The sequence below is a fragment of the Klebsiella sp. 10-1 genome (assembly GCF_009758445.1).
GTDB classification, from domain to species: domain Bacteria; phylum Pseudomonadota; class Gammaproteobacteria; order Enterobacterales; family Enterobacteriaceae; genus Klebsiella; species Klebsiella scottii.
This window is the reverse complement of sequence record NZ_WQRE01000021.1, coordinates 1-9,910: the sequence shown is the minus strand read 5'-3', so window position 1 is coordinate 9,910 and position 9,910 is coordinate 1. Positions and strand designations below refer to the sequence as shown.

General features: G+C 53.9%; 11 protein-coding genes and 2 tRNA genes. 5 read left to right on the top strand and 8 right to left on the bottom strand.

What is annotated here, in order from left to right; all coding sequences use genetic code 11:
* The coding region (locus tag GO007_RS28720) for a cytochrome b family protein (RefSeq protein ID WP_463351423.1) at window positions 1–231 on the top strand (231 nt) is incomplete at its 5' end.
* Between the two features lie 226 nt (window positions 232–457).
* Here GO007_RS28720 and GO007_RS28715 read toward each other — a convergent pair.
* A tRNA-Asp gene (locus GO007_RS28715) sits at window positions 458–534 on the bottom strand.
* A gap of 134 nt (window positions 535–668) precedes the next feature.
* On the bottom strand, window positions 669–1,400 hold the full coding sequence (gene dnaQ / locus GO007_RS28710; RefSeq protein ID WP_095105793.1) for a DNA polymerase III subunit epsilon: 732 nt from the start codon (window positions 1,398–1,400) through the stop codon (window positions 669–671).
* On the opposite strand from dnaQ, the gene rnhA reads away from it, so the two are divergent.
* Complete coding sequence (rnhA, locus tag GO007_RS28705; protein ID WP_189339934.1) at window positions 1,354–1,932, top strand: ribonuclease HI; 579 nt, start codon at window positions 1,354–1,356, stop codon at window positions 1,930–1,932. The genes dnaQ and rnhA overlap by 47 nt on opposite strands.
* Here the strand turns inward: rnhA and GO007_RS28700 are convergent.
* Window positions 1,929–2,651 carry a class I SAM-dependent methyltransferase gene (locus GO007_RS28700; RefSeq protein WP_095105785.1) on the bottom strand — a complete coding sequence of 241 codons (723 nt, stop codon included), beginning with the start codon at window positions 2,649–2,651 and terminating at the stop codon, window positions 1,929–1,931. The two genes, rnhA and GO007_RS28700, sit on opposite strands and share 4 nt — an antisense overlap.
* Before the next feature lie 33 nt (window positions 2,652–2,684).
* On the opposite strand from GO007_RS28700, the gene gloB reads away from it, so the two are divergent.
* Window positions 2,685–3,440, top strand: coding sequence for a hydroxyacylglutathione hydrolase (gene gloB / locus GO007_RS28695; protein WP_095105782.1), 756 nt, complete (start codon window positions 2,685–2,687; stop codon window positions 3,438–3,440).
* A gap of 71 nt (window positions 3,441–3,511) precedes the next feature.
* Complete coding sequence (gene mltD, locus GO007_RS28690; RefSeq protein WP_095105779.1) at window positions 3,512–4,879, top strand: murein transglycosylase D; 1,368 nt, start codon at window positions 3,512–3,514, stop codon at window positions 4,877–4,879.
* Between the two features lie 56 nt (window positions 4,880–4,935).
* Here mltD and GO007_RS28685 read toward each other — a convergent pair whose 3' ends face one another.
* From GO007_RS28685 to GO007_RS28675, 3 genes are all read right to left on the bottom strand, one after another.
* The gene (locus tag GO007_RS28685) at window positions 4,936–5,706 is read right to left on the bottom strand and encodes a class I SAM-dependent methyltransferase (protein WP_095105776.1); all 771 of its coding nucleotides are present in this window, start codon (window positions 5,704–5,706) and stop codon (window positions 4,936–4,938) included.
* A gap of 84 nt (window positions 5,707–5,790) precedes the next feature.
* A complete protein-coding gene (locus GO007_RS28680) occupies window positions 5,791–6,588 on the bottom strand; it encodes an endonuclease/exonuclease/phosphatase family protein (RefSeq protein WP_095105790.1) in 798 nt (265 codons plus the stop codon).
* Between the two features lie 103 nt (window positions 6,589–6,691).
* Window positions 6,692–7,783, bottom strand: a complete 1,092-nt coding sequence (locus GO007_RS28675) for an MFS transporter (RefSeq protein ID WP_095105773.1) — start codon at window positions 7,781–7,783, stop codon at window positions 6,692–6,694.
* A 104-nt stretch (window positions 7,784–7,887) separates the two neighbouring features.
* On the opposite strand from GO007_RS28675, the gene yafC reads away from it, so the two are divergent.
* The gene (yafC, locus tag GO007_RS28670) at window positions 7,888–8,790 is read left to right on the top strand and encodes a DNA-binding transcriptional regulator YafC (protein ID WP_095105770.1); all 903 of its coding nucleotides are present in this window, start codon (window positions 7,888–7,890) and stop codon (window positions 8,788–8,790) included.
* 33 nt (window positions 8,791–8,823) lie between these two features.
* Here yafC and dkgB read toward each other — a convergent pair whose 3' ends face one another.
* Together dkgB and GO007_RS28660 are read right to left on the bottom strand one after the other, a co-directional pair.
* Window positions 8,824–9,627 (bottom strand): 2,5-didehydrogluconate reductase DkgB, encoded by an 804-nt coding sequence (gene dkgB / locus GO007_RS28665; RefSeq protein ID WP_095105768.1) that lies wholly within the window; start codon window positions 9,625–9,627, stop codon window positions 8,824–8,826.
* Window positions 9,628–9,790: 163 nt separating this feature from the next.
* Window positions 9,791–9,867, bottom strand: a tRNA-Asp gene (locus GO007_RS28660).
* Window positions 9,868–9,910: the final 43 nt, after the last annotated feature.

Below are 9,910 nucleotides of genomic sequence, written 5' to 3'. Positions count from 1 at the left end.
TTTGCGCCTGCGTTCTCAATCCCGGTGATCCGATTTGCGTTAATGCTGCATTCATTTGCCGCAGTGGCGTTAATTGTGGTTATCATGGTGCATATCTACGCCGCCCTGTGGGTGAAAGGCACCATTATCGCGATGGTGGAAGGTTGGGTTAGCAAAACATGGGCGAAGAAACATCACCCGCGCTGGTATCGCGAAGTCAAAGAGAAACAGCCTTCGGCCACGAAAGATTGATGAAGTAAATACGAGAGATTTTCTGACTAACAGGAATGTTAGCGTAGTGACCGCGCGTAACAGGATGGAAACAGCGATGCTGTTACGCGCTATTTTGCTCGGCGATTGCCCGGGGCGCTGACATAAATAAAACCGGTCATAATCGCGCAAGCCAGACGGCAATGGCGTACAACAAAACGCAGATATGAAAAAGGCCCACGTTAATTAATAACATGGGCCTGAATAGTGGCGGAACGGACGGGACTCGAACCCGCGACCCCCTGCGTGACAGGCAGGTATTCTAACCGACTGAACTACCGCTCCACTTTCACTGTTCCCTTGGGAACGAGGCGAATATTACGGATTACCGCTAACTCCGTCAACGCTTTTTCTTCACTTTTGAACCGTTTGCTGTAAAAATCGCCCGCCCGCCTATTTTTACAGCGTATTGCGGCGTATCAGCTCCGCCACAGGCAGCTTCCGCCTTTCTTTTGTACCAAATCGAGCCGCGATTCATGGTTTAGCAGCTCGTCATCAGAGGCGTAAACGACGCGCAGCCTGCTGGCAGCCCGAACAACGCGCTGTATTCCTATCTCTCCTGCCTGCATCTGGCCTTCGCCTTCCGTCGAAAATGCCAGCGTCGTCTGGCCGCCGGTCATCATCAGATAGACATCAGCCAGAATCTGGGCATCGAGTAACGCCCCGTGCAGCGTTCGCTTGCTGTTATCTATTTCATAACGCGAGCACAGCGCATCGAGGCTGTTACGCTTGCCGGGGAACATTTTCCGCGCCAGCGCCAGGCTATCGGTGACCTTGCAGAAGGTATTGGTTTTGGGAATATCGCGCTTTAGCTTGCCAAACTCATAATCCATAAAGCCGATATCGAACGATGCGTTATGGATGACCAGCTCCGCCCCGCGGATATAGTCCATGAACTCATCGACTACGTCGGCAAACACCGGCTTATCCATCAGAAACTCATCGGCAATCCCGTGAACGCCAAAGGCTTCAGGGTCCACCAGCCGGTCCGGCTTGAGATAAACGTGGAAGTTATTCCCGGTGAGGCGGCGGTTGATCACCTCCACCGCACCGATCTCGATGATTTTATGTCCTTCGTAATGCGCACCGAGCTGGTTCATACCAGTGGTTTCAGTATCGAGAACAATCTGTCGCGTAATTGCAGTGCTCATATCAGTCATTTATGTCAGACTTGCCGTTTACATATCGATGTCAATTACAGGAAGTCTACCAGAGATGCTTAAACAGGTAGAAATTTTCACCGACGGTTCATGCCTGGGTAATCCAGGACCCGGCGGCTACGGCGCCATTTTACGCTATCGCGGGAAAGAAAAAATCTTTAGCGAAGGTTATAACCTTACGACCAATAATCGCATGGAGATGATGGCAGCTATCGTTGCGCTGGAAGCGCTGAAAGAGCAGTGTGAAGTCGTACTCAGCACCGACAGCCAGTACGTGCGTCAGGGGATCACCCAGTGGATCCACAACTGGAAAAAGCGCGGCTGGAAAACGGCTGATAAAAAACCGGTCAAAAATGTTGATCTGTGGCAGCGCCTGGATACCGCGCTTGGTCAGCACCAGATCAAGTGGGAATGGGTTAAAGGCCACGCCGGCCATCCGGAAAACGAACGCTGCGACGAGCTGGCGCGCGCTGCCGCCTTCAGCCCTACGCAGGACGATATCGGTTACCAGCCAGAACGTTAATTCAGCCCGTTTCGCGACTGTCGCGTGGCCCCTACCGTCTGGCGCAGCCGGGCCTTCGCTTTTCCCGACTTCAGCGGATTTAGCGTTAACGGGATAGTGCGCTTGCGGGCCACGATCAGCTGCAGGCAGCCCAGCGCCGGTAGGTGGGTACTGAGCATCTTACCGCCGTGTCGGGACCAGGGCAGCACCTGATAGCGGCCGTAGTGCAGAACCTCAAAATTGAGCAGCGCCAGCCAGTCGAGCTGGCGCGTTAGCGTAAACATCCGGCTGCTGTACGGCACCGTTTTACGCAATACCGGCATCAGCTTGCGCAGCCCCATCAGGCTCACCGGATTAAAGCCGGTCATAATTATCCAGCCGTCGTCAATCAACACCCTGTCGGCTTCGCGCAGCAGGCGGTGAGGATCGCTGCACCAGGGTAAGGTATGCGCCAGCAGGCAGGCGTCAACCGACTTTTCGGCAAAAGGCAGATGGAGGGGATCGGCCTTCACCTGAATCGGCGTCCCCTGTAGCGAAACGTTCACCTGATGCGAGATAGCGCAGGATTCGGTATTGATTTCCGCGCTCAGATTGCCAATCTTAAGCAAATGAAAGCCATATAGCTTGGCCAGCCACGGTTTCATCTGCCGCTCCAGCGATTCGCGATAGTATTCGCCCCAGGGCATACTGGACCAATGCTCTGGCGCTGTGACTATCTGAGATATCCTTGCCGGCTTCATCGCAACCTTCCGCTACGCTTTTAGGAGTAATAAATGAATCTTATCAGCATTCCTGCATTTCAGGACAACTACATCTGGGTTCTTAGCGCGGATAACGGCCGCTGTCTGATCGTCGATCCTGGCGAAGCGGCGCCCGTACTGACCGCAATCGCGGAACACGGCTGGCAGCCGGAGGCCATTTTTCTCACCCACCACCACCACGATCACGTTGGCGGCGTAAAACAACTGCGCGAAACATTCCCCGACATCGTTGTTTACGGACCGGCAGAAACCCAGGATAAGGGAACGACCCATCTCGTTGCCGACGGCGATCGGGTCGTTGTTTTAGGCCACGAATTTTCTATTTTCTCTACGCCAGGTCACACTTTAGGACACGTCTGTTTCTTCAGTGAACCTTATCTATTTTGTGGCGATACAATGTTTTCCGGCGGCTGCGGCAGACTCTTTGAAGGGACCGCAGAGCAGATGTATCAATCGTTTCAGAAAATAGCCGCGCTACCTGACGATACGCTGGTATGTTGCGCACATGAATATACTTTAGCAAATATGAAGTTTGCTCTGAGTATCCTGCCACAGGATATGGCTATAAATGATTACTACCATAAAGTTAATGAGTTACGTGCAAAAAAACAAATGACACTCCCGGTAAATCTGAAAAATGAGCGCCGTATAAATTTATTTTTACGCACGGATGACAATGATTTAATTAAAGAAATATCCAAAGAAACAAATTTGCAACACTCTGCGCAGCGATTCGCCTGGTTAAGGTCAAAGAAAGATGACTTCTGACATTTAACTCTTGTCATTCGCTAACTTCACCGTTATTCTTGCTCGTCTTTTAAGCAACTATTGACACACACATGAAGGCACGAGCGATTTTACTCGTCTCTGTCCTGCTGGTGGGGTGCCAGTCGTCTAAGCACGATGGCAACGTTCAACAGCACGCACAGAGCCTTTCTGCAGCTGGTCAAGGGGAAGCAGGTAAGTTCACAAGTCAAGCGCGCTGGTTAGATGATGGAACCTTCTACGCGCAAGACCAGGATCTGTGGACTTCCATAGGCGACGAGCTAAAGATGGGAATACCGGAAAATACCCGGATTCGCGAACAGAAACAGAAGTACTTACGTAATAAGAGCTATCTCCACGATGTAACTTTACGGGCAGAGCCGTATATGTACTGGATAGCCGGGCAAGTTAAGAAACGTAACATGCCAATGGAACTGGTATTACTACCCATAGTGGAGAGCGCTTTTAACCCGCATGCAACGTCTGGCGCCAATGCCGCAGGCATCTGGCAGATCATTCCGAGCACCGGGCGCAATTATGGTTTGAAACAGACCCGCAGCTACGATGCGCGTCGGGACGTCGTCGCCTCTACTACGGCGGCACTGAACATGATGCAGCGTCTGAATAAGATGTTTGACGGCGACTGGTTATTGACCGTCGCGGCTTATAACAGCGGTGAAGGCCGGGTACTGAAGGCAATGAAAGCGAATAAATCACGCGGCAAGCCTACTGATTTTTGGTCGCTTTCATTACCACAGGAAACCAAGGTTTACGTACCTAAGATGCTGGCTTTGAGCGACATTCTCAAAAACAGCAAGCGTTATGGCGTGAAGCTGCCGACGGCAGACGAAAGCCGTGCGCTGGCGCGAGTTCGCCTCGATAGTCCGGTTGATATCAGCCAGCTGGCCGATATGGCAGGAATGCCCGTCGGCAAGCTAAAGACATTCAATGCCGGCGTAAAGGGGACAACCCTGGGTGCGAACGGGCCGAATTACGTAATGGTGCCGCAGAAACATGCAGCTCAGCTGCGTGAATCTCTGGCCTCTGGCGACATTGCAGCCGTACAGCCGACGCAGCTCGCGGTCAACGCGCCGTTGACCAGCCGCAGCTATAAGGTTCGTTCCGGCGATACGATTTCCGGGATCGCCTCACGTCTCGGCGTGTCGACGAAAGATTTGCAGCAGTGGAATAACCTGCGCGGATCGGGGCTGAAAGCGGGCCAGGAGCTGGTAGTTGGCGCCGGCAGCAGCGCGACCCGTCTTGCGAACAACAGCGATAGCATTACCTATCGCGTACGCAAAGGCGACTCGCTGTCGAGCATCGCAAAACGTCATGGCGTGAATATTCGTGATGTGATGCGCTGGAACAACGGCACCGATGCCCTGAAGCCGGGCGATCAGCTCACGCTGTTTGTGAAAAATAGCGACAGACCGGATTCCTGATATACCTGATAAAAAAGGCACCGTATCCCGGTGCCTTTTCTTTTTATATCGCTTTTTTATATCGCTTTATGCGCTTCAAACATGATGGTATCGCTGGTAAAGGAGCCGTCGTCCTGTAAGGCAAAGTAGGCTTTTATCTCTGCCGATGCGCTATCCTGATAGAGGCGAATCGCTGCCACCAGCGCCTCCGGCGTACGCATACGCGCCACCCATGAGCTGAACTCCAGCGGCAGGCGATCGGTCGATAAACTATTCGTGACCAGCCCGGCATCGTTCGCCAGCGCCAGCCACTCTCCGCTGGAATAGTTGCGGACGTGGGAGGTATCGCGCAGCGCTTCAACCGTTTGCAGCCATACGTCGCGAACCGGATGTCCCGGCGACATGACGTCCATAATAATCAGCACCCCACCCGGCTTGAGAACGCGCTTGACCTCACGCAGCGCCTGGCCGACATCGTGCCAGTGATGGGCAGAATAGCGGCTAATCACCACCTCAAAGCTGGCCGCCGCAAAGGGCAAGGTTTCCGCATAGCCCTGCTGGGTCTTTATATTTGAAAACCCCTTATCCTGAGCAGCCTGCGCCACAACGTCCAGCATCTGGCTGGATAAATCATATGCCGTTACCTCTGCCACCTGCCCGGCCGCAGCGAAGCTGGCATGCCCGGCGCCACAGCCCATATCGAGGACCCGCGCAGCAGGGAAATCAGCCAGCCGCTCGGCCAGCCGCTGCAGATCGCGTCCGGAGGCGTGTACGGCGCTGGTCAGGTAAGCGCTGGCCTGTGAGCCAAACTGTTTTTCGACGTTGTCATGGTGAGAGCGTGTTGTCATTGTGTTGTCCTTCGGTTGTTTGAATAATAAAGGCAGCACCTTGCTTGCGCAGGCCCGCCCCACGGCAGGCCTGACGTACCTTAATTAATCAGGCTTGCCGGGACTGAATTCGACTAGTAGCGGGTTGTGATCGGAGGCACTCGTGACCAGCACAGAGGCATCGTGCACGCTTAACCCCCGGTAGAACACAAAATCGAGCGGACGACCAAAGGCGCGGCGGCGCTGATCGTCAGAAAAACGAACCTCGCGCAGCGACATTTCGCGGGCAAAGCGATAGAGCGCGTTCATGCGCGGTCGGCTCCAGGCATTAAAATCACCGGCCATAATAACCGGGCCGCTGTGATGAGCTATCTGGTCGCCGATAGGTAACAGCTGCTTGCTGTAGACATCAACCCCAAGGCTGAAGTTAACCGCATGGATGTTCACCACCATCAGCAAACGCATATCTGGCAGCGGATAGACGGTCACTAACGCCGATTTAGCCAGTCGCAAAATGGGTTCGCGTTCGCGCAAGGGACAGCAGTAGACCGGATGAGTCGAAGCCAGCGTCATGACGCCAGATGGGTGCTGAGGCAGAACTAATGCGGGGACCTGATCTGCTGCCAGATAGTTGGTCGTGGCGAATCTGACCAGCTCGGGCGTCGTTTGTGCTTCTTGTAACAGCACCAGATGAGCGTCTTTACCGAAATTATTCAGCACGGACTTCCACTCGGCCCGCTGCTGTTTAAATATATTCCACACCAGCACGCGAATTTTCTCATCGCTGCTTAAAGGTACGCCTGCCGGGAATCCATGGCTAATGCTTGCAAATGACCCCGGAGGCAAAATTCTCTCCGCAGGCTGTCCGGCGACATAGCGCATAGCATAAGTATTCTTTCGCAATTTAGGCATCAAACCTCGATAACATGAAACCGGCCTGACTGCGGCCGGTTATTCTGTTATAGGGACTTTCGTATGCACTTTCAATGCAATTCGCGAGAAACCTTTATCCTGCGATGGAAACCGCCTTTGCCGGATGAGATTTATCCAGGCGACCGCTCAGCACGACCAGCAGTAGCGCAGCGAACACAATCCCCGCGCCAATCCACGGCGTCCCGGCCAGGCCATAGCATTCTACGGTTTGTCCGCCAATAATAGAGCCTAATGCGATGCCGACGTTAAAAGCGGCGATGTTAAGGCCGGAGGCAACGTCTACGGCGCCGGGCGTATATTGCTCCGCTTTCTGTACGACGTAGACCTGCAGACCCGGCACGTTGCCGAAGGCAAAAATCCCCATCACCAGCACCGTTGCCAGCGCAGCATACTGGATGCTGGCGGTAAGCTGGAATACCAGCAGCAGCGCAACCAGCGCAGCAAAGATAATCTTCAGCGCGGGCACCGCCCCGCGCCTGTCGGCCAGTTTGCCGCCCCAGACGTTACCGATCGCCACAGAAACGCCGTATCCCAGGGCGGTAATCGCATAGATGATCAGCAGGCGCGGGTGGGTTAATACCTTCACCTGATCGCGCAGGCTGGCGCTGGCCCGCCCCGGAATATTATTCGGCACCAGAATCAGGCTGCTCACCAGCGCAATTACGCCGAGAATGGAAACCGCAAGGAAGGTTTCACGCCAGCCGAAATGCTGGCCGATAAAGGTTCCGATCGGCACCCCGGTGACCAGTGCCACGGTGAGACCGCCAAACATAATGGCAATCGCCGATGCAGCCTTCTCTTTAGGCACCAGGCTGGTCGCAATGGTAGAACCAATCGAGAAGAACACGCCGTGCGCCAGGCCGGTAAGCAGGCGGGCGAAAATCAGCGTTTCATAACCCGGCGCCTGCCAGGCAAGCAGGTTGCCGGCAGTGAACAGCACCATCAGCGCCAGCAGCAGCTGTTTGCGCGGCATGCGGCCGGTCAGCGCCGTCAGCACCGGGGCTCCGATCGCCACGCCCAGCGCGTAGATAGAAACCAGCAGACCCGCTGAAGGCAGTGAGATGGCCAGCTGTTCTGCGATAGTCGGCACCAGGCCGACAATCACAAACTCGGTGGTACCAATCGCAAAGGCACCGATAGTTAAGGCAAGTAGCGCCAGTGGAATAATTTACTCCGTATCATCAGGATTAAGATGACACGTAGTATGCAGGGATGCTTAAATAACAAAAACTATCAAAGTCTCAATAGAATTTTGCTACAGGTGCAATAATGAGAGCGACATCAGAAGAGATTGCCATCTTTGTCGCCGTGGTGGAAAGCGGAAGCTTTAGCCGGGCGGCGGAACAGCTGGGACAGGCAAACTCCGCCGTCAGCCGGGCGGTGAAAAAACTGGAATCAAAGCTTAGCGTCAGCCTGCTTAACCGGACAACTCGCCAGCTAAGCCTGACCGAGGAGGGGGAACGCTACTTTCGTCGTATGCAGGTGGTGCTTCAGGAAATGGCGGCGGCGGAAAATGAGCTTCTGGAAACGCGGACTACGCCAAGAGGATTGCTGCGGGTGGATGCCGCTACGCCGGTGATGCTGCACTTCCTGATGCCGCTGGTGAAGCCTTTCCGCGAACGCTATCCAGAAATGACCCTCGCGCTGGTGTCGTCGGAAACCTTCATCAACCTGATTGAGCGTAAAGTGGACGTTGCGATCCGCGCGGGTACCTTGACGGATTCCAGCCTGCGCGCCCGGCCGCTGTTTAACAGCTACCGGAAAATCATCGCTTCACCTGACTACCTCTCCCGCCACGGCACGCCGCAGGATGTAGCCAGCCTTAAAGATCATCAGTGTTTGGGTTTTACTGAGCCTCTTTCATTAAATACCTGGCCTGTCTCCTGCTGCGATGGTCAGCTGCTGGAAGTCAGCTGCGAGATATCCTCAAATAGTGGGGAAACCATAAAACAGCTGTGCTTTGCCGGTAACGGCATCGCCTGTTTATCGGATTATATGGTGAATCAGGAGATTGCGAGCGGGGAGTTTGTCGAGCTTCTTGCCGACAAGCGGCTGCCGGTAGAGATGCCGTTTAGCGCCGTTTACTACAGCGACAGAGCGGTCAGCACCCGGATCAGGGCGTTTATTGATTTTCTCAGCGAGCATGTAAAACAGCTCCCGAAGGAGCTGTAGAAGGTTAAATAAGGGCTACAGAGGGTTGATTATTTAATCCCACTCAGGGGCAAGACCTTCCGGGCTAACCAGGCGATCGTTGCAATCCAGCGCGGCGATCGCTTTGCGATCCTCCTCATCCAGCTGCAGATCCTGGGCTTTCAGGTTGCTCGCCAGGTTTTCACGCTTCGTTGAAGATGGGATCACCGCGTAGCCTTCTCCCAAAGCCCAGGCCAGAATCACCTGCGCAGGGGTTGCGTTGTGCTTAGCAGCAATACCAGAAATGACTTCGTCTTTCAGAGCCTTACCATATGCTAGCGTCATATATGACGTGATATGGATACCGCGCGCTGTTGCCCAATCCACAACTTTGCGGTTCTGCAGGTACGGAGACAGCTCAATCTGATTGGTGGCAATATTTTCGGCGCCAACGGCAGCAATAGCGCGTTCCATCAGCGGGATGGTGAAGTTTGAAATCCCGATCTGTCGAGTCAGCCCCAGCTCCTTAGCTTCCAGCAGCGCCGGCATAAACTCTTCAACGGCAACGGCATCGCCCGGAGAAGGCCAGTGGATCAGCGTCAGATCGACATAATCAGTACGCAGCTTTTTCAGGCTCTCTTTCAGGCTGGCAATGAGCGAGCCCTTGCTCAGGTTTTCGATCCAGATCTTGGTTGTGATAAACAGCTCATCACGCGCTACGCCGCTTTCGGCGATAGCCTGGCCAACGGCCGCTTCATTATCATAGATCTGGGCGGTATCTATCGTACGGTAGCCCAGTTCCAGCGCCGTTTTTACCGATGCGATAACCACATCATCTTTCAGACGAAAGGTTCCAAGACCAAATGCAGGGATTGCCATAAAATTCCTCTTTTTTACTTAGTGTTAACTCATTGAGAAGATTATGGCTGAGGCGACGGAGGGGAAAAAGATCGATAAATGCAGAGGATTTTTGCTAAAACAGCAACAATAGTACGATGGAAAAAGAAAAAGCCCTGAGCAAATGCTCAGGGCTTTTAATAAGTGGCGGAACGGACGGGACTCGAACCCGCGACCCCCTGCGTGACAGGCAGGTATTCTAACCGACTGAACTACCGCTCCACCGAATTTCTCTACAACTACCGGTTTATTGCCCCGGTTTACT

Excerpts from the sequence above, each read along its gene's own strand:
- dnaQ (WP_095105793.1), bottom strand. The coding sequence starts at position 1,400 with ATGAGCACTGCAATTACGCGACAGATTGTTCTCGATACTGAAACCACT.
- GO007_RS28700 (WP_095105785.1), bottom strand. The coding sequence starts at position 2,651 with ATGAAGCCGGCAAGGATATCTCAGATAGTCACAGCGCCAGAGCATTGG.
- gloB (WP_095105782.1), top strand. The coding sequence starts at position 2,685 with ATGAATCTTATCAGCATTCCTGCATTTCAGGACAACTACATCTGGGTT.
- mltD (WP_095105779.1), top strand. The coding sequence starts at position 3,512 with ATGAAGGCACGAGCGATTTTACTCGTCTCTGTCCTGCTGGTGGGGTGC.
- GO007_RS28685 (WP_095105776.1), bottom strand. The coding sequence starts at position 5,706 with ATGACAACACGCTCTCACCATGACAACGTCGAAAAACAGTTTGGCTCA.
- yafC (WP_095105770.1), top strand. The coding sequence starts at position 7,888 with ATGAGAGCGACATCAGAAGAGATTGCCATCTTTGTCGCCGTGGTGGAA.
- dkgB (WP_095105768.1), bottom strand. The coding sequence starts at position 9,627 with ATGGCAATCCCTGCATTTGGTCTTGGAACCTTTCGTCTGAAAGATGAT.